Raw genomic sequence first — 18,712 nt, forward strand, 5'->3', positions numbered from 1 at the left:
TTAGGCACAGTCAAACACGCAACAATCCAATTCTTTCAACCCAGGGGTCTCCCAACTATGAAAGTCAAACTTGTAGCATTAACAGCATTAGTCGCACTTACCTCAAATATTGCGAACGCAAACGAGCCCATCGTTGTAAATCAGGCAGTAACAGAGAAGGAAGCATTAACAGCTCAGCAAGCATGGTGTGCTGCTCTTCTTGATATCAACGCCGCATACGAAAAGGATGGAAAAGTAGCAGCGAGAGCATTGGCCGAGAAAGTCATAGATTCCGCTTACGCCTACCAAATGGGCGCAGTACTCTTTAAGCCTACGCTCACGGTGAACCCTCAAACATTTCGCCCCACACGTGCCGGTGCGCTATCTTATTTCGTTGGCGGTGACCCATCCTTCCCTGCCGACACAGGTTTTGCTCTAAAAGGCTGGAGAAAATGTGAGCCTGTCACTTCTGCTATTTTTCTTGATGGCAATAGCGCAATTACTATGGGGAAAGTTCACTTCACAGATAAAAATGGGAAAGTGACTACCGTTGACAAAACGTGGGGTTACGTTAAAGACGATGCGGGAAATTTGCGCATTAACCTTCACCATTCATCATTGGAGTACCAACCTAAGTAAATCCGCTATAAACCCATAGGCAGTGGAGTTGTTGCCTAACAAGTCATTCCAGCGGACTGCCTACGGCAGCCGCTGAATTCCAACGTTAGGTTATCCGAGCAAAAGTGACCCGCCCCTCATTCCTCAGTCACTGTGAATGTCCGCTTCTGGCCGATTCTGTTGAAAAAGTAGCGATTTCCCCGTGCCGGCGGCAGAATCACTCTGTCGGTGAGCGCGGGGGCGAACAGCATGATGGGACAGCTACCGGGTGGACAGCAGCGCCTGTTTTACTCGTTCAATCTGGAAGACCATGTCCCAGCCCAACACCTCTTGCGCAGTATCGACCAGTGCCTGGATCTGAGTGACCTGCGCAGCTACCTTGCGGATTTCTACAGTTCCATCGGACGCCCCTCGATCGACCCGGAGTTGATGGTGCGGATGCTGGTCGTTGGCTACTGCTACGGCATCCGTTCCGAACGACGGCTGTGCGAAGAGGTGCACTTAAATCTGGCCTATCGTTGGTTCTGCCGGCTGGGTCTGGAAGACGAAGTACCCAATCACTCGACCTTCTCGAAGAATCGCCACGGCCGTTTCCGTGACAGCGGTCTGTTCCGTTGGTTGTTCAATGAGGTGCTGCGCCGCTGCATGGCGGCTGGCCTGGTCAAAGGCGAAGGCTTCGCTGTGGACGCCAGCATCATCAAGGCGGATGCCAGCCGGCAACGTGGAGTGACGGGAGATGAAGTCGACTGGCGTGATCCCGCGCTCAGCAGCCGCGCGGTGCGCGAGTATCTTGAAGCCCTTGATGAAGAGGCGCTTGCTGAGGCTCTTCCCAAGAAAATCTCGCTCACCGATCCGCTGTCCCGTTGGACTGCTGCGCCAGGCGGCCCGGCCTTCTTTGCCTACTCCACGAATTACCTGATCGATACTGAGCATGGCGTGATCATGGATGTGGAAGCAACTCCAGCGCATCGTACTGCCGAGGTCGATTCGACCAGGACGATGGTTGATCGCGTTGAAGCGCAGTTCGACCTCACGCCAGAGCGCCTCATTGGTGATACCGCCTATGGCACTGCCCCGATGCTGGCCTGGATGGTCGAAGAAAAGAACATCGACCCGCATGTCCCAGTCTGGGACAAGACCGAGCGCAAAGACGACAGCCTCTCCAGTAACGATTTCCACTGGAATCCGGAGGCCAATGAATACCACTGCCCAACCGGCAAACCGCTACGCAGTGAATGGCGCGCCTTCACCCAGAAAAGATCGCGGGTGACCAAGGCCAACACCATCATCTACCGCTCCAGTCAAACCGACTGCGCCACATGTCCGCTGAAAGCGAAGTGCTGCCCTAACACACCGAATCGGAAGATCGTCCGCAGCATCCATGAAGCTGCCCGTGACGTGGCGCGACGCATCGCCAAGACACCGGAATACCTCGTCTCTCGTTGCGAACGGAAGAAGGTGGAGGTGCTTTTCGCCCACCTCAAACGGATCATGAAACTCGATCGTTTACGATTGCGTGGCCTGACAGGTGCCGCTGACGAATTCACCTTGGCTGCGACGGTGCAGAACCTGCGCCGCATGGCCAAGCTTTTGCCTCAAGGGCCACCACTCACGGGATAGGTGCGCCTGCGGCGAGCAGAAACCCTCGAATTAACCCTCAGACCCAGGCAAGGAAGCTCAGTGAAACGCCGAAAGGCAACTTGAAGTGGCTTCCAGTCACTTCGATAGTAGGCACCGCTGACCAGCTGGCTGCCGCAGAACTTAGTTTTTCAACAGAATCGGCCAGTAGCGGACATTGGCGTATGGAAAATATACTTCCACCCCACTTGCCCATGAGCGGCGCTCCTTGACCGCGCCTCTAAGCAGTGCTCGGTAAAACACCAAAAACGCCTTGAGAAAGGAACCCAGATGGATCTGTTCACGCCGCTAGTCACTGAAGATAAACTTCATCAACACTTCAAAGTCATCAGTGGTGATCGGCCGAGCAACGGCTATGCCCGCAAAGTATTGGAAGCGTGGTTGGAAGGGTTTCCAGATCGTGACGGGAAATTCATACAAGAATTTCAGACTACGTTTAACTCAAGCTTCTGGGAAATCTACCTTCATGCTGCGTTACGTGAACTCGGTGCAGAGTTTAATTGGAAGCACTATGCGCCTGACTTCATCCTGTCAGTGGAACAAACCGAATTCGTCCTAGAGGCTACCACGGCAAACGCGGCTCAAGGATCAGTTCCTGAGTGGTCAAAGTCTCTGGTACCTCCAACTCGCGAGGAGATTGATCTGAACGAGATCAACCGGGTCGCAATCATCCGCCTGGCCAACGCTTTTATGAACAAGGCAACACATTACATCGACAAGTATTCAAAGCTTGAGCACGTAAAGGGCAAGCCTTTCCTGCTTGCGATCGCGCCATTCGAGCAACCCTGGTTCAACCTCCAAGTCTACCGTCCCATCGAAGCGTTGCTTTATGACTATTATGTCGACGAACAAGAATATCTGGCTAATCCAGAGCGGTTTCCTGGTGGGCTGGAAAGTAAAAGCCTTGGCAGTGTCACAAAGGAAAACGGCTCAGAAATTGAACTTGGGTTTTTTAATTGTGAGCGATTTTCCCATGTCAGTGCTGTTGTTTTTAGCAATGTTGCCACTTGGGGAAAGGTCGATGCATTGTCAGGGAACCCGATGATGGTTGTTAGCACACAATGGGAAACAGACCAGGGAATCTCGCATCGAACAGCCAGCTTTGGGGAAGTTGGAGAAACGATCATCGACGGCTTGCGCATTTATCACAACCCATACGCCAAGCACCCTCTACCTGCCAATATTTTTAAGCGGCCTGGGGTGGTCCAGACTTGGACTGATCCTGACAAGATGGAAATGATGACCGAAGGAAGGGAAAACTCTTTGACCTTACGCAGCGCGTTCGTGATAAATACTGTGGATAGTTTGGAGGGCGGAGATAAGGCCCGCAGCGGTTAGTGTGGGTTTGTACGAAGGCATTGGAACTCGCTGGCCGCTTCTGGCCGGTTAGCGACGGCCTGACTTCGACCGTCGCAATATATGGTCAGACTTCGGTCTGCTCCGCCATTTCCAGAGCGTCATCGACCTCAATCCCAAGATATCGAACGGTGCTCTCCAGCTTCGTATGGCCGAGCAGAAGTTGAACCGCCCGTAGGTTCTTCGTCCTGCGATAGATCAGCGATGCCTTCGTACGTCTCATTGTGTGAGTGCCATACATGGCTGGATCAAGGCCAATGGCTTTTACCCAGCCTTTGACGATACGAGCATATTGACGAGTGGATAGATGATCTGAGGTATGCAGCCTGCTCGGGAAAAGGCAGTCCTGGCTACGGAGTTGTGCTTGGTGTATCCAGGCTGCGAGAGCAGACCGTGTTTGCTCAGTAATCTCGAACTGCACTGGTCGCTTCGTTTTCTGCTGCATAACCATTGCTCGTGATGACACATGCTCGCCATGAGCAACGTCGCACACACGGAGCTTGGTTAAGTCGCAGGCTCGAAGCTTGCTGTCGATGGCCAGATCGAACAGAGCCAGATCCCGGGTTCGTTCTGCAATTTGAAGCCTTACTCGGATGGCCCAGATATCTCTCTGTCGGAGCGGGGTTTTCTGCCCGACCAATTTTCCTTTGTTCCAGGGCTGACGGCTGCAGGTAGCAATGATGTTCATGGCAAGTCCTCCACGTGTGGAAGGACAAGCATGGCTAGCCAGAGCAGTGGCCGCTAACCGGCCAAAGGCAGCCACAAGTTGACTACTTCGCAAGGCAAGGGCGTATGCTCATGTAGCCCCCGCCGCTACGAGGCCAAAGAATGTCCACACAACTAGGGGCGATTCATGGATCCGACGAAATTTACCCTCAGACGCAGCGCGTTCTCGCCCGGAAACGCCATTTTCATCATCGACTGTTTAAGCGAGCGGGATCTGCAAACCGGTCTCTCTCGACTGAGAGAACTGCACGATTTGCTTCTCGCGCGCGATCCTGAGCGATTTGAATACAACAAGAATTTCGCCCATCGATTCGAGGCGGGCTCTGCAACCAAATTTGCAGAATGCTTCGAGGAAATCACAGGCGCGTGTGAGCTTGGCATTCGACCAATCATATTCATTGATGCTCACGGCCACTCCGAGAAGGGTCTTGGAACGCCGTCCGGGGAGTTTATTGGCTGGGATGAGTTGTTGGACAGCTTGGATAGCGTCACTCAGCGGACAGGGGGTGAGCTGACAGTTATTGTCGCTGCCTGCCATTCGATGAAAGCCGTAGAAAATCTGAGCCTTCAGAAGCGCCTTCCTTTTGCCTTTTACTATGGATATTCATCAGAGGTAAAAGCCGGAGTAGTAGATAAAGAAACGGAGGTGATTTACGAGAGTCTCTTTAATGATGGGGGGCGAGCCGTGCTAAATGCGACGAGCCTCCAGCTTAAGTCTTTCTCTGAATACGACCACGTTACGGATGTGCTGGCAGTCACATTGCTTAGCGCCAAGGCCCCCGGCGTTTTAGCCAAAATGCTTCCACAGTTGTCGCGCGCCAAGCTGCGAGCGTCTGCTGATGAGACAGTCGTAAATAAAGGGATTCCTTTGTCTGGGTCACGCGTGAAGGTGAACCATATGCTCAGTTCAGGACAGCTAGCCATCAAGATGGTCGCGCAATTGATGCACGATACCCCGCGTCGAGAAAGGGTTATCCAAGACATCCAGGCATACATACAGGGTGCTCCAACGCCTGCTCTCTGAGGATGCTTCGGCGAATGGAGATTCCGAATAGTGCCGGAATATTTTTGGCGCTATCGCGAAGCTGCTTCTGTAATGCCTTCTCGGACTCCAGAAGCCACGCTTCAGCTCCCTGTACAGTGTTGAGCTGCCTCCATAGTGTGACCGCTTCTGGCCGGTAGTTACCGTTGTGAAACACGGCTTTCGGCCAGTAGCAGCCGCTCAATTGTGTCTATAGAACCTTTAGCGATTCAGTTACCAAACCAAAACTTTCAGGCAAGGCCTGCAGAGATTGTCTTGGGGCTAAGAAAACAACATATACCTCAGACCAAACTTGACTTTCTGTTTATCTCACTCCACCCACCTTGGCAAATCATGAGATAATATCGCTCTTCCACCCTATAAAATCGATAAAAAACCCTGATGCGACGGGTTGCTTTTTCTATTTTCAAATTTTGATAGCCGGGCTTGTAAATGAAAATCCTCGAACCACAGATCGACAAGCTGTTTGATGACAACCCAATTCTTCGACAACCTTTTCTCCATGTTTACAATCATTTCTGCCAGGTTGCCACCTTCCAATTCATTCAAGAAAAGCAAGCACCTCATAGCTTCGCAATTCCGTATACATTTGTATTTGAGCGCATGAACGACTTTAGTCCTCAAAGCCCTGAATCATGCGATGATTTTTTGCGCAAGCTAAACCCTGATGACTTTAAAAATTTATTCGCTTGCGCAAACCTCAATATAGTCATCCCATTTATTCGTAGCAAAATATATAGATTCACTCGCGAAAGCAGCGAAAAGTCAACGATCGACTACGCTGATGAAATTACACTCAAACATGAAATCAATGACATCATTGTAACGCATTTATCTCTACCAGTTATTTCAAACCAAGCTCACGATTCTAGACCTTGGCTCAAGAGCGTTGTTAATCGGCTAAGAACAAACAAGCCCGTAAATCCCACATTTTATTTTGATTACATTTCCGAGCAGTACAAAGCATCTGAAAATGCATTCATTGAAGCAGATATTATTCCACCTGATTTCTATACGCAGATTGGATTTTCTTCTGCCGATGCCTTTAAAAAAATCAGGAATGCTTTTATCTGCATAGGGCAAATCTATAATGACATCACGTTCATAGTTTACAAATACCTGGAAGTCAATGAACTTAAAGACTCAGGGGATGGAGATCATCATTTACAAGGCCTTGGCATGGCCAGGCTGGGTGCCGCCGAGCTGAAATTTCTAGTTCAAAAGCTCACCGGGGTGGCTGAGTCAGACTACGATAAATTTTCTGAGTTTTTCTTCTGCGGCGAGGGAAAAAATGGCAGCCTAAGCTTAAAATTCATGCCGCCATTCTGGAGCATTTCGGATGACGTATACTTCTGCCCGGCCTTAGTTCCAACCCTACTGGGCACGAGAAATCTTTTGATCTCCATACTAATAGATGATGATAAAAATACTAAATACAACTATGACGGATTGATATCTCACTTTTTCGAACCTGAACTCTTGAGAAGGGCTCAAAGGCATTTCGAAAGCAATGGCTTTTATACTTATTTAGAATGTGACTTTACTGGGGGCGAGATTGATTTATTGGTTTTTTGCAATAAATCCAATACCGTGATGACCGTCCAGGCAAAAGCCACTTTATACCCTGAGTCAGCTCGCATGGTGCGACGTTTGGACGATAGAATTCGGGAAGCAGTTGAGCAGACCAAACGATTTGATAAACTCGAACCCAAGGAGAAAACTAGTTTATTCAAAAAATCTTTTCTCAGCTTGGATGATTCGGCGCAAATCAATCATATTCGCGCAGTTTTAACAAATTCCAGTTTCGGAAGCACTTTTAGCTGGCAATTACTAGAAAGCAACAAAATAACCCCAATAAACTGCAATCTTCTTAAAAACGTATTGCCTTGCTGCAATGTTTTAACTGAACTACCAGAACAAATTGAAGCATTTATTGCAAAGATAAAATCCGAGATTGAGATCACTGAGGAACAAAAAGTTTTCAGCCTCCCTGGCCATACGATTTATCAACGACACGTTGAAACACATCGCATGAAGAACCTTTACGACGCCAAGTATTGGGGCGAGTGAATAGCCCCCAGTTTCATAGATGCTTTCGAGCCTCAGCGAAACCGGCCCAGCCTTGGCGTGACCAGCAGTTTCTGGCCGGTTTCGGCCTGTCGCCACCGGCAGCTATGGATTAAATCCGGCCCGTCGTGACTGGCAACAGCCGAACCATCGTGGACCACTGAGACCTAGATGAGTGGAAGCTTCGAATCGTCACCGCAATCAGCTACTGCCGTTTTGTTGTAATCAAAGGGGAGACTTCTTCTTTCTATGCAGAGACTTTTCGGACTGAGTGGTGGTGGCCGTCCGCCACGCTCCGGGCGACTATCCAGCCGGCAAACAGGGCGATGTGTTCGCGGTCGAGTTCAGGGTAGCGCGCATGTCCTGCCTTGGCCTGAGCGACGGTCCGGTGTTCCAGTACAAAGAGCCTTTTCGTTCCAGGTCGCGACCGATGATCAGGCTGAGACGGACCACTTGTGAACACGATCATTAACAATGGGGCCAGGTGAGCGCGTATGGCTGGTACAGGGACGAGTGGGTGTTTCGTGGTAGATCTCCCTGCATATTCTGACGGCTGCAATACCCAGCCCTGATCGAGCGGCAACAACGCGTTCGTTCGAGGCCATTGATGGCATGACGAAGATCGACTTTGCCGCGATCGAGGCTGCGCTGAAGGCTTGATCTTCAACGTCTGAATCCAGCCCCAATGACTGAGCCTGCCTGACACCACATGCGATTCTGAGGCTGCTGCGGCCCCTCCGCGTGACTCGCAGAGTTCCGTGCTGTGATCCACCTCTGCTGCGACTCGGTCAAGCTAAATGCAATCGTTGGTCAGGAGCTTCTATAAAACGCAGGCATAATCTTGTTATGATATCGCTGGCGTCAAACTCGGCAGATGATACGGCCTTATAGATTTACTTAAGAGTGTATGTCGTATATTAAATACGTGGCCTAAATGCTGTGCTGTGCTTTGCTTCGGATTGTTCCTGTGTCCGATTTTGGTAGTGTCTAACTATCTCAATCCTTCGCAAGTGGTGCGGGATGTTGCAAGGTGGGCGATATTTTTATAGTAAATTGGGTTTGTAAATATTTTAATTGGAAGCTAGTGTTTATGATGATGGGCGAACAAGCATCTCAGATTAATAAAGCTGCGGAACTTCGTCGTAAAAAGCTGCGCGGCAATGTGGGCAAGGCTGTTGTAGATTATGCAATGATCGAAGATGGCGACAAAATTATGGCCTGCGTAAGTGGTGGCAAAGATTCATTCGTTATGCTTGACGCTTTGCTGCACTTGCAGAGAGTTGCGCAAATAAAATTCAGTGTTGTGGCGGTTAATCTTGATCAGAAGCAACCTGGCTTTCCGGAGCATATCTTGCCTGAGTTTTTCGAGGCTAAAGGGATTGATTACTATATAATTGACAAGGATACTTATTCCGTTGTCAAGAGTAAGATCCCGGAGGGTAAGACTACTTGTTCTCTTTGCTCTAGACTCAGAAGGGGCACGCTTTATAGTTTTGCTGAGGAAATTGGGGCTACTAAATTGGCACTCGGTCATCATATGGATGACATGGTTGAAACTTTGTTTCTGAACATGTTCTTCCAGGCGCAAATGAAAGGGATGCCTCCTAAGCTTCTTAGCGATGACAAGAGAAATATAGTTATCCGGCCGCTCGCCTACTGTCGCGAGAAAGATATAGCAAAGGTCGCTGCCGATAGCGCATATCCAATCATTCCGTGCAATCTCTGCGGCTCGCAAGAGAATTTGCAGAGGAAAAAAATCAAGTCGATGATTGCGGAGTGGGATTCGGTAAATCCTGGCTGCGTAGAAAACATCTTTCACAGCTTACAAAACGTAAGTCCATCCCAGTTAGCTGATCGTAGTCTCTTCAATTTTATAGATCTATCCATTGATAGGTCGGATGCCCGACCGCCCTACGAATTCGAAGCAGCCGAGGTTTCATCATCCAGCGTTGAAGGCCGGATTGATGTCGTTCGGATTTTGTAAAGGTTCAAGGTGATTTTTCGGGGGGGGGAGAGGGTGTTTAGAGGCCAAGAAGACGCAAAATTTACTTTTTCGCATTTTTCTGTAAAGCCAGCTTTCTATTTAATTCATTTAAAATCAACAAGTTGCGATTATTCTGATGCTGTCCAGTTATGTTTTCTTAAGCTATAAGGAAAAGATAGCTACACCATGCTCGACGTGTTGTTGTACCTGCAGAAGGTCGCGCCGATCCGCTTCGAAATCGTGGCGGTGAACATGGACCAGAAGCAGCCAGGCTTCCCTGAACATGTGTTGCCCGAATATCTGAAGTCCATCGGTGTCGACTATCACATCGTCGAGAAGGACACCTACTCGGTGGTCAAGGAGAAAATCCCGGAAGGCAAGACCACCTGCTCGCTGTGCTCACGCCTGCGCCGCGGCACGCTCTACACCTTCGCCGACGAGATCGGTGCGACCAAGATGGCGCTCGGTCATCACCGCGACGACATCCTAGAAACATTCTTTCTCAACATGTTCTACGGCGGCACGCTCAAGGCGATGCCGCCCAAGTTGCTCTCTGATGACGGCCGCAACGTGGTGATTCGCCCGCTGGCCTATTGCAGCGAGGCCGATATCGAAGCCTATTCGCAAATGAAGCAATTCCCGATCATCCCGTGCAACCTCTGCGGCTCGCAGGAGAACCTGCAGCGCCAGGTGGTCAAGGAGATGCTGCAGGAGTGGGAGCGCAAATCGCCGGGCCGCGTCGAGATCATGTTCCGCGCCTTGCAGAACGTCGTGCCTTCGCAACTGGCCGATCGCAATCTGTTCGATTTCACCAGCCTGCGCATCGACGATAGCGCCACGCCACGCTTTCTCGATGTGATGAGCCTGTAGGACGGAGCAGTTTCGTAGGGTGGGTCGGGCGGCGCTCCGCTTCAGCGCACGGCGGTGAAGCCGATGGCCTGGTTTGGTGGGCTGAAGCCGACCCTACGGGTAAGCAAGAACCATGGAAGCCGACAGTTATGTAGGATGGGCTTCAGCCCACCACAGCGCGGGTGAGCTGAAAAAGGCAGCCACCCGACCAACCCAACGAGCTTGCGGCAAGCAGCTCGCAGCAGTAAGGTAAACGCCATTCAGGAGTTCGACATGCCCCTCAGCCTCGCTTCCCTTTCCCACGTAAACGCCGGTGCCGCGCACGCCGCGCATTTGTGCGGCCAAGTGATCTCGGCTGATGGTTATTACTTTGGGTATTGGTTTAGCTATAAGCGCGCCTGATACCCCACAGGCGCCCTAACAAGCAGGGTCGCCACCAGACAGTTTTCGAAACCCCCGGTCGGCCACCCGACCGGGGGTTTTGTTTTTTCCGGCCCGAAAGGCCACACGCATTTGAGGACAACACCATGTACAGCTACCGCAACGAATACCTCACTTACCGCTATGACTGGCGATTTAGCCGCTTCACCGCCGCCGCTCCGACACCCATAGACCGAACACTTCGCTAGCGCCGACGCGGCATAGACGCCGCGCCGGCCAAAGGGACCGCCAGATCATGAACGCACCGATTTCCGCTCAGCTCGCCCACTCCAATCCCGTTTCCAGCCCAGCCAGACGCAGCGCCCATCCGCTGCCCAGCCCCGCCGTACTCCGTCAACGCCTGCCGCTCAGTGCAGCGCTCGCCGAACGTGTCCACGCCGACCGCAGCGCCATTCGCGCAGTGCTCGATGGCAGCGATCCGCGCTTGCTCGTCGTGGTTGGACCTTGCTCGTTGCACGACCCTGTATCTGCTCGTGAATACGCCGAACGCCTCGCTGGCCTGGCGCCTCAGGTCGACGACCAGCTGCTGTTGGTGATGCGTGCCTACGTCGAAAAGCCACGAACCACAGTCGGCTGGAAAGGCCTGGTCTACGATCCCCATCTAGACGGCAGCGGCGACATGGCTGAAGGTCTGCGCCTGTCGCGGCGCCTGATGCTGGATATTCTTGAAACCGGCCTGCCGATCGCCACCGAGCTGCTGCAGCCGCTGGCCGCAAGTTACTTCGACGATCTCCTCGGCTGGGCGGCCATCGGTGCACGCACCAGCGAATCGCAAATTCATCGCGAGTTGGTGAGTGGGCTCGACCTGCCGGTGGGCTTCAAGAACGGTACCGATGGCAGCCTGGGTATCGCCTGCGATGCCATGCGTTCAGCCGAACAGCCGCATCGGCATTTCGGTATCGATGACCTCGGTCATCCGGCGCTGCTACAAACCTGCGGAAATCCCGATACGCACTTGGTGCTGCGTGGCGGACACGCTGGCCCGAACTACGACCGGAAGAACGTCGCTCTAGCTCGCGAGACGCTGCAGCGCCAGGGCATAGCGCCGCGGATCATGGTCGATTGCAGCCATGCCAACAGCGGAAAGAATCCGCTGCGCCAGCCGGCGGTGCTGAATGCGGTTATCGACCAGCGTCTGGCCGGTGATTCAAGCTTGCGTGGCGTGATGCTCGAGAGCCATTTGTTCGATGGCTGCCAGCCGTTATCCGGCGAGCTGCGCTATGGCGTTTCGATCACTGACGGTTGCCTGGGCTGGTCGGAAACCGAGCGGCTACTGCGCGAGGCTGCCGAGCGATTACGGGGTTGAGGGCAAACCATAGGCGGATGACGGATTACTTTTTGGGGCGTCGGGGTACGCCTCGAACAGTCGGATTACGCCTTCGGCTAATCCAGCCTACAAAAGCTGAGGCCGTGCAGTTGTAGGATGGAATCGCCGGAGGCGCTTCCGTCGTTTACCGTGAGTTTTTGGCTGCAGACAACCCAGTGTGACTTGCAGCTTGTGGCAGCTATCGGCACCCTGTGCCGCTGCTGTTTTTGGACCGTAAGAACCCATGCATGACTACAAATGGCTGCACGAATACTGTCTCAATCGTTTCGGCTCAGCCGCCGCGCTGGAAAGCCGGCTGCCCCGGTCGAGCAGTCCCGATGAGCTGCGTGCCATTACTGGCGATCGCTACCTGTCGCTGATCAGCCTGCGAATCTTTCGCGCCGGCCTCAAGCACAGCCTGGTGGATGCAAAGTGGCCGGCCTTCGAAGAGGTGTTCTTCCGCTTCGATCCGGAAAAGCTGGTGCTGATGGGCGGCGAGCATATTGAGCGACTGATGCAGGATGCGCGAATCATTCGTCACCTCGGCAAGCTCAAGAGCGTGCCGCGCAATGCTCAGTTCGTCCTCGACGTGGCGAAGGAGCACGGCAGCTTCGGCAACCTTATTGCCGATTGGCCGGCGACCGATATCGTCAGCCTGTGGCGTTATCTGGCCAAGCACGGCACCCAGCTTGGCGGCTTGTCTGCGCCGCGCCTGTTGCGCATGGCCGGCAAAGACACTTTCATTCCCAGCAATGACGTAGTGGCCGCGCTCAAAGCGCAGAAAGTCGTCGATAAAGTGCCAAGCAGCCAACGCGACCAGGCGGCGGTGCAGGCCGTGTTCAACCAGTGGCATGACGAGAGCGGCCGGCCCATGTGTCAGCTGTCGGCTATGCTGGCGTTCACCGTCAACCATTGAATCGCTTCGATGCAAGTCAGGGTGCGTTGACCAGATCCATCGTTGTCACGCATGCCAGGTCGGGCTTATTTCCAACAGCTGGCGGAGGGGCTGGAAGTGAACGAGGCCATGCAGCAAGTCGCCTACGCACTACGACAGGCCGACCGCATTTTGATCATTACCGGTGCCGGGCTATCAGCCGATTCCGGATTGCCTACCTATCGTGGGGTGGGTGGGCTGTACAACGATCGAACCGAAGATGGCTTGCCGATCGAAACGGCCCTGTCCGGTCCGATGCTCCGGCTCGATCCGACGTTGTGCTGGAAATACCTGGCTGAAATCGGCCGCGCCTGCCTCGCGGCGAAACCCAACGCCGGCCATGTCGCTATCGCCGAATTGCAGCGGCGCAAACCTGGCTGCTGGGTGCTGACCCAGAATATCGATGGCTATCACCGGGCGGCAGGCAGCCCGCCGCAGCGCCTGATCGAGATCCACGGGACGCTTGCTCATCTGTACTGCATGACCTGTGGCGAGCCGAGCGAGGAGCTGGCGGAGCATCTTGCCCGACCATTACCGCCTCGCTGTGCATGCGGCGGCGTGCTGCGGCCGCCGGTCGTGCTGTTCGAGGAAATGCTGCCGGAGACGGCCTTGGGGCGTCTGCGCGAAGAAGTGGCGAAGGGTTTCGATGCGGTGGTCGCGGTGGGCACTTCGGCAAGCTTCGCTTACATCGTCGAGCCGCTTCTGCGGGCCCGTCATGGTGGCGGTTTCACGGCGCAGATCGATCCGGCCGCCAGCGAACTGTCGATGATGGTGGATGTGCATGTCGCTGCGGGCGCGTCAGACGTTTTGCCGCAGTTGGTTCGTCACATTTTTGCCAATTGAATTTGATCATCGGGGGCTTGGCAGGCATAGTCACGCAACTTTCGATTTCCCCGATACGCCTTTCCTATGCGCCGACGCTTCGCATCCCTGTTGCCCTTTGCCCTGATTACGCTGCTGACAGCCTGCGCCGTTCAGCCGGAACAGGGCGACAGCGCGCTGACATTACAGGGTTTCGAATTCGATTTCTCCGACGCCGTATCCGAGCCAGACACCAGCGTTCAGGCCGAGTCGGACGAACCCACCGATCAGCAACTTCGAGAGCTTGCCGACGACCAGAGCTACGAATTGCCGGCGCTTGCCGACAGCGTGCTCGAGCGTGGTTTCACACTGGTCGGTACCCCGTATCGCTACGGCGGCAGCTCGACCAAGACAGGTTTCGACTGCAGCGGCTTCGTCGGTTTCGTTTTCCGCAAGGAAGCTGGCCTCGAGCTGCCGCGTTCCACCCGCGAGATGATCAAACTCGACGCACCGAAGGTTGCGCGCAGCGAACTGGAACCGGGCGATCTGGTCTTCTTCAACAATCGCGGCCGTGGCCGGGTCAGCCATGCCGGCATCTATATCGGCGACGACCAGTTCATTCATTCATCCAGCAGCCGCAGTGGTGGCGTGCGGGTGGACAGTCTGAACGACAAGTACTGGCGGGCCAGCTTCATGCAAGCCAAGCGCGTACTGGCGCTGGCCAGCGATTCGACCTCCATTCCCGTTCATCACTGAACGCCGGCCGGACGGGCCTAGAGTTGCATCCTCAAGCGTATACCGGCAGAGTGATGGCTCTCATGCCTGGACTGCTCTGTCATGCCCCTTCCGGCCCGTCTCGCGATCGTCCTGTTAACTGCGCTATTGCTAAGCGCCTGTGCCAATCGGCCGTCAATTGAACCGGTGACGATTACTCCAGCGTCAGCACCGCCCTTGTCGGGTGCGGCGGAGGATGTCCTGTTCACCGCCCTTGGACTGGTTGGTACTCCCTATCGCTATGGCGGCAACACCCCTGACAGCGGTTTCGATTGCAGCGGTCTGATCGGCTATGTATTCCGTGGCGCCGCGGGTCTTTCGTTGCCGCGTACGACTCGGGAAATGAGCACTGTAGGCGGGGCCGCTATCAGGCGCGATGCCTTGCAGGCCGGTGATCTGCTGTTCTTCGCCACAAACGGCGGTCGCGGTGTAAGCCATGCGGCCATCTACGTCGGCGAAGGACGTTTCGTCCACGCGCCGTCCAGTGGCGGAACGGTACGGCTGGATAGTCTTTCCAACAGTTACTGGCAGAGGACTTACCTCAGCGCCAAGCGCATCCTTGATGGCGAACAGATCGCTCGTAATCCCTGAGGCTCGATCTGCCTGGTTCGACGCTGACGGATTGGCTGTTATCTAGCATTCGCTGTACAGGAAGGTATTTTCCGCGCCGGATTCGATAGCAAAGAGGAGCTGAGCATGTCGCCCATTCTTCGCCTGCCAGATCCTCCCGAGGTGTGCGAACTGTGCAAGCGCGAGGTGCCGTTGACCCGCCATCACCTGATTCCCAAGGCGTTACACGGCAAAACCTACATACGAAAACGCTTCGCCCGCGAAGAGCGCATCACCGCCACGCTGTGGGTATGTCGGCCTTGTCATAACCAGATCCATCGGCTGTTCAGCGAGAAGGAACTGGCGCTCACCTACAACAGCCGAGAGGCGTTGCTCGCCGATCCGCAATTGCGCACCTTCGTCGAATGGCTGGCCACCAAACCGGCCGGATTAGTTCCACGGCACTGATCGCTCTCACCTGTGATGGGCGTGCGGCTTACCAGTGCAGATTGAAGTGCGAGCCCAACACGAAGCGATCATCCAGCAAGTCCCAGCGTTCGACACAGGCTTTCTTGTCGGCCCCGGAATGAAGCTTCAGACGGTTGAACGAGTTCGGCGAAGTGCCGCGCACCCGTGACGAGAGCGTGGTGCCGGCCTGGACCATCCAGATCTCCCGTGACAAGCCGGGGTACTGCTTGGACAGGGGCAAGACGTAGGGCAGGTGGATATGCCCGCCCATCACCAGGTCCAGCCCGTGATCGGCCCAGCGGTGCAACGCGTCATCGGCGTTGTGCTGCAGGTTGCTCAGATCGCTCAATTTCATCGCCCCGAAAGGCTGGTGCGCGACCACAATGCGCAGTTTGTTCTGATCGGTTTGCTTCAATCGCCGCGTCACGGCCTGCACCTGCTCGTCGGTCACCAGCCCATCCTTATGCCGCCGTGGATGCGTGGTGTTGAGGCCGATGATCAGCGCCTCGTCGTTCTCGAAGGTGGGCTCGAGGTCATCGCCGAAATGCCGTCGATAGTTGCGGTAGGGCATCAGGAAACGGGCGAAAACGTTATACAGCGGAATGTCGTGGTTGCCCGGGATCACCAGCTTTTCGGCAATGCCATGATCGTGCAGGCGCTGGACGAACGCCTGTGCTGCGGCGAACTGCCCGGCTCTGGCGCGCTGGGTGATGTCGCCCGAGAAGATCAGCAGATCGGCGCGATGTTCGCGTACGTGGTCTTCCATGGCTTGCACCACCACAGGTTGCTCGGTGCCGAAGTGGGTGTCGGATATCTGCACGATGGTCGTCATGTGGCTGGCGTCTTCTCGTTGGGGATGCCGAATGGGGGCACGTTATCGCATTCGAAGCCGCTAACGGTCCGGCGTTCCGGTAAAAAATCCAGATCGCACCCCGAAGCGCCTGCGACATTGCTTTCAGTTGCGCTGCGCAGGGCCTTGGACTAACCTCCGCGTCGCTTCAGGTGCCACTGGTTTAATGCCAGTGGTGAAACAGGGAAGCCGGTCCAGTCGCAACGACGATTCCGGCGCTGCCCCCGCAACGGTAGGCGAGACAGGACACCGCTCACAGCCACTGTGCCACAGGCATGGGAAGGCGACGGTTTCCGGATGCAAGGCATCCGCTCGCAAGCCCGGAGACCGGCCTGTCGCATTCCACGGCAGTGCGGCGGGCGCTGATCGGGGTGCGGCTGCCTGCACCTGCACCTCTTTCACAATCTCCGTCTGCCTTTATCGACTTATGTCGTGCGGCGGGCACGACGGAGAATCTCCATCCAATGCGCAATTCCCTTTCCCTGGCCGTGGTGCTACTGGGCCTTCCTTCCTGTGTCCTGGCCAATCACGGTGATGCCTTGTTGCTGGGCCAGCAGGTGATCACCGCCAGCCGGACCGGTCATTCGCCGGTCTCCATTGCTTCTAGCAGCCTCATCACCCGTGACGAGATCGAACGCCAGCAGGCCGGCAGCGTGCCGGAGCTGCTGCAGCGCCTGGCCGGGGTCAGCGTCACCAGCAACGGCGGGCGCGGCAAGAGCACTTCGGTGTCCATTCGCGGCACCAGCGATAAACATGTGCTGGTGCTGATCGACGGCGTCCGGGTCGGTTCGGCCACCTCCGGCAGCGCCGCGTTGCAGAGCATTCCGGTGGAGCAGATCGAGCGCATCGAGATCGTCCGTGGGCCGCGCTCCAGCCTGTACGGTTCGGAAGCCATGGGCGGGGTGATCCAGATATTCACTCGCCGCGGCGGTGCCGAGGGCTTCAAGCCTTACTTCTCGGCGGGTGTCGGTTCGCGTTCGAGCTACAGCGGCTCGGCTGGCGTGGCCGGCAGCCATGGCAATGGCTGGTTCAACCTCGGCGTGGCCAGCGAGTCCACCGACGGCATCAACGCTCGCGCCTACCGCAGCACTGCGCCCAATGCTTATGAGTCGGATGCCGACGGCTACCGCGAGCTGTCCGGATTACTGCGCGCCGGCTATCGCTTCGACAACGGCCTGGAACTCGACGGCAGCTGGCTGCAGAGCGAAAACCATAGCGACTTCGACACCCGTTCGAGCAGCGGCACCAGCGGTCGCGAAGCCTACAGCGACGGCTCCCTGCAGGCGCTCAGCGGCCGTGCACGTTTCTCGCCGCTGGCTTTCTGGGATGTCACCCTGCAAGCCGGGCACAGCGAGGACTTGAGCGACAACTTTCAGGATGGCAACTTCTATTCGCGTTTCGACACCCGTCGCGACAGCCGGAGCTGGCAGAACGACCTGCGTTTCGGTGAGGCGCAGGTGCTGAGCCTCGGCATGGATTACCAGGCCGACCGCATCGACAGCAGCGACGACTATGCCGAGGACAGCCGCTACAACAAAGGCTACTTCGTCCAGTACCAGGCCGCTTTCGGCCGCCACGGCGTGCAGGCCGGCCTGCGCCGCGACGATGATGAGTTCTTTGGCTCGCACGATACCGGCAGCCTTGGCTACAGCTTCGACCTGAGCGACGCGTTGACGCTGACCGCCGCCTACGGTACCGCCTATCGGGCTCCGACCTTCAACGACCTGTACTACCCGGCCAGTGCTTTTACCGCCGGCAACCCGGACGTCCAACCGGAAGAGTCGGAAAGCTACGAGATCGGCATTCGCGGCAGCCACGGTTGGGGCGAGTGGAGCGTCAACGCCTATGAAAACCAGATCGAAGATCTGATCGTCTGGGCAGGCACCAGCCCCATGCGTCCGGAAAACGTCGACGTGGCGCGCATCCGTGGCATCGAGACCACCGTCGCCACCGTGCTGGCTGGCTGGGACGTAGCCGCCAACCTGACCTTCATGGACCCGCAGGATCGCAGCAAGGCCAACCACGGCCATCTGCTGCAACGCCGCGCCAAGCGACAGTTCAATCTCGATCTGGATCGCCAGTTCGGTGCCATCGGCCTGGGTGCCTCGCTATACGCGGTGAGCGAGCGCTTCGACAAGGCGAGCAACACTGAAGAGTCCCGCATGCCCGGCTACGCCCTGATGGATTTACGCAGCGAATACCGCTTCGACGAGGCCTGGCGCCTGCAGGTCAAGCTGGCGAACCTGTTCGACCGCCAATACGAAACCACCCAAACCTACGAACAGCCCGGCCGCGCGGTGTACTTCACCGTCCGCTACCAGGCCCTCTGA

15 protein-coding genes, 2 pseudogenes and 1 riboswitch are annotated in these 18,712 nt (G+C 55.4%); of the genes and pseudogenes, 15 read left to right on the top strand and 2 right to left on the bottom strand.

The window, feature by feature from the left end:
• From NA645_RS06515 to NA645_RS06525, 3 genes are all read left to right on the top strand, one after another.
• Nucleotides 1-618: hypothetical protein (locus NA645_RS06515; RefSeq protein WP_256048099.1), on the top strand; the 618-nt coding region annotated here is incomplete at its 5' end.
• 228 nt (nucleotides 619-846) lie between these two features.
• Entirely contained in the window at nucleotides 847-2,217 is a 1,371-nt protein-coding gene (locus tag NA645_RS06520; protein WP_126189897.1) for a transposase, read from the top strand.
• Nucleotides 2,218-2,505: 288 nt separating this feature from the next.
• A complete protein-coding gene (locus NA645_RS06525; protein WP_254348396.1) occupies nucleotides 2,506-3,573 on the top strand; it encodes a hypothetical protein in 1,068 nt (355 codons plus the stop codon).
• 85 nt (nucleotides 3,574-3,658) lie between these two features.
• Here the strand turns inward: NA645_RS06525 and NA645_RS06530 are convergent, their stop codons facing one another.
• Entirely contained in the window at nucleotides 3,659-4,279 is a 621-nt protein-coding gene (locus tag NA645_RS06530) for a tyrosine-type recombinase/integrase (protein WP_254348397.1), read from the bottom strand.
• A gap of 165 nt (nucleotides 4,280-4,444) precedes the next feature.
• Here NA645_RS06530 and NA645_RS06535 point away from each other — a divergent pair, with 165 nt between their 5' ends.
• The 11 genes and pseudogenes from NA645_RS06535 (at nucleotide 4,445) to NA645_RS06585 (ending at nucleotide 15,532) form a co-directional block, all read left to right on the top strand.
• Nucleotides 4,445-5,341, top strand: a complete 897-nt coding sequence (locus NA645_RS06535; protein ID WP_254348398.1) for a hypothetical protein — start codon at nucleotides 4,445-4,447, stop codon at nucleotides 5,339-5,341.
• A 450-nt stretch (nucleotides 5,342-5,791) separates the two neighbouring features.
• Nucleotides 5,792-7,429, top strand: coding sequence for a hypothetical protein (locus NA645_RS06540; RefSeq protein WP_126189898.1), 1,638 nt, complete (start codon nucleotides 5,792-5,794; stop codon nucleotides 7,427-7,429).
• 185 nt (nucleotides 7,430-7,614) lie between these two features.
• Nucleotides 7,615-8,086, top strand: a pseudogene (locus NA645_RS06545) (VOC family protein).
• 436 nt (nucleotides 8,087-8,522) lie between these two features.
• Nucleotides 8,523-9,410, top strand: coding sequence for a tRNA 2-thiocytidine(32) synthetase TtcA (ttcA, locus tag NA645_RS06550; protein ID WP_161611938.1), 888 nt, complete (start codon nucleotides 8,523-8,525; stop codon nucleotides 9,408-9,410).
• A gap of 168 nt (nucleotides 9,411-9,578) precedes the next feature.
• Nucleotides 9,579-10,280 (top strand): annotated as a pseudogene (ttcA, locus tag NA645_RS06555) (tRNA 2-thiocytidine(32) synthetase TtcA); the annotation flags it as partial.
• A 655-nt stretch (nucleotides 10,281-10,935) separates the two neighbouring features.
• Complete coding sequence (locus tag NA645_RS06560) at nucleotides 10,936-12,006, top strand: 3-deoxy-7-phosphoheptulonate synthase (RefSeq protein WP_256048100.1); 1,071 nt, start codon at nucleotides 10,936-10,938, stop codon at nucleotides 12,004-12,006.
• 244 nt (nucleotides 12,007-12,250) lie between these two features.
• Nucleotides 12,251-12,922 carry a DNA-3-methyladenine glycosylase I gene (locus NA645_RS06565; RefSeq protein ID WP_256048101.1) on the top strand — a complete coding sequence of 224 codons (672 nt, stop codon included), beginning with the start codon at nucleotides 12,251-12,253 and terminating at the stop codon, nucleotides 12,920-12,922.
• A gap of 108 nt (nucleotides 12,923-13,030) precedes the next feature.
• Nucleotides 13,031-13,783 (top strand): NAD-dependent deacylase, encoded by a 753-nt coding sequence (locus NA645_RS06570; RefSeq protein ID WP_256048324.1) that lies wholly within the window; start codon nucleotides 13,031-13,033, stop codon nucleotides 13,781-13,783.
• A 66-nt stretch (nucleotides 13,784-13,849) separates the two neighbouring features.
• Nucleotides 13,850-14,497, top strand: coding sequence for a C40 family peptidase (locus NA645_RS06575; protein ID WP_256048102.1), 648 nt, complete (start codon nucleotides 13,850-13,852; stop codon nucleotides 14,495-14,497).
• Between the two features lie 81 nt (nucleotides 14,498-14,578).
• Nucleotides 14,579-15,106 (top strand): C40 family peptidase, encoded by a 528-nt coding sequence (locus tag NA645_RS06580; RefSeq protein ID WP_256048103.1) that lies wholly within the window; start codon nucleotides 14,579-14,581, stop codon nucleotides 15,104-15,106.
• Nucleotides 15,107-15,211: 105 nt separating this feature from the next.
• Nucleotides 15,212-15,532 carry an HNH endonuclease gene (locus NA645_RS06585; RefSeq protein WP_256048104.1) on the top strand — a complete coding sequence of 107 codons (321 nt, stop codon included), beginning with the start codon at nucleotides 15,212-15,214 and terminating at the stop codon, nucleotides 15,530-15,532.
• Between the two features lie 28 nt (nucleotides 15,533-15,560).
• On the opposite strand, the gene NA645_RS06590 is transcribed toward NA645_RS06585, so the two are convergent.
• Nucleotides 15,561-16,364 (bottom strand): metallophosphoesterase family protein, encoded by an 804-nt coding sequence (locus tag NA645_RS06590; protein WP_256048105.1) that lies wholly within the window; start codon nucleotides 16,362-16,364, stop codon nucleotides 15,561-15,563.
• Nucleotides 16,365-16,515: 151 nt separating this feature from the next.
• Nucleotides 16,516-16,732, top strand: a riboswitch (cobalamin riboswitch).
• Between the two features lie 114 nt (nucleotides 16,733-16,846).
• On the opposite strand from NA645_RS06590, the gene btuB reads away from it, so the two are divergent.
• Nucleotides 16,847-18,712 (top strand): TonB-dependent vitamin B12 receptor, encoded by a 1,866-nt coding sequence (btuB, locus tag NA645_RS06595; RefSeq protein WP_256048106.1) that lies wholly within the window; start codon nucleotides 16,847-16,849, stop codon nucleotides 18,710-18,712.

The organism is Stutzerimonas stutzeri (assembly GCF_024448955.1).
GTDB lineage: Bacteria > Pseudomonadota > Gammaproteobacteria > Pseudomonadales > Pseudomonadaceae > Stutzerimonas > Stutzerimonas stutzeri_AQ.